The 906-nt window shown below is 47.2% G+C and carries 1 protein-coding gene; it reads right to left on the bottom strand.

Annotated features, from left to right (window positions below):
• Positions 1-906: GTPase HflX (gene hflX / locus UB43_RS29400; RefSeq protein WP_218187710.1), on the bottom strand; the 906-nt coding region annotated here is incomplete at both ends.

Consider the following 906-nt stretch of genomic DNA (forward strand, 5'->3'; position numbering starts at 1 on the left):
CAGGCAGTTTTTGATCACGTTTATTGTAAGCCGTCAGCATCGGGATATCATCTGCTTCAAGCTCCTCAAGCAGCCGAAGCACTGTTTTTTCATGTCCCGCATAATCCTCATTTGAAGAATCAATTAAATGCAGAATTAAATCCGCTTCTTTTACTTCCTCAAGCGTTGAGCGGAATGCAGCAATCAATGTCGTCGGAAGATCCTGAATAAATCCTACTGTATCTGAAAGAAGAACACTGTAGCCGCTTGGCAGGACCATTTTTCTGGTCATCGGGTCCAGCGTGGCAAACAGGAGGTCTTCTTCATAGCTGTCAGCACTCGTCAGGCGGTTGAACCATGTTGATTTCCCTGCGTTTGTATAGCCGACAAGCGCAATTTGAAGCACACCGTTTTTCTTTCTTCTTTCACGGTATCGGCTTCTATGGCGAATGACAGTGGAAAGCTGTGTGTTGATTTCATGAATGCGATTTCTGATATGGCGGCGGTCGGTTTCCAGTTTCGTTTCCCCGGGACCTCTTGCCCCAATTCCTCCGCCTTGCCGGGAAAGGTTGATCCCTTGTCCCGTCAGACGCGGCAGTGCATATTGCAGCTGAGCCAGCTCAATTTGAAGTTTGCCTTCTCTCGTTCTCGCCCGCTTTGCAAAAATATCTAATATCAATTGCGTGCGGTCAATCATCTTCACTTCAATTGCTGTTGCCAATGACTTCAGCTGACTTGGCGACAGTTCATCATTAAAGATGAGGAGATCAGCTTCAAGCTCTTCCACGAGTGCCTTCAGCTCTTCTACCTTCCCTTTTCCTATATATGTAGCGGCGTCAGCCCTGTTCCGTTTTTGTGTGACGCTGGTCAGTACTTTTCCGTCTGCTGTTTTCGTCAGAGATGCTAGCTCTTCTACCTTCCCTTTTC

The sequence above is a fragment of the Pseudomonas sp. 21 genome, assembly GCF_000955805.1.
Lineage (GTDB): Bacteria > Pseudomonadota > Gammaproteobacteria > Pseudomonadales > Pseudomonadaceae > Pseudomonas.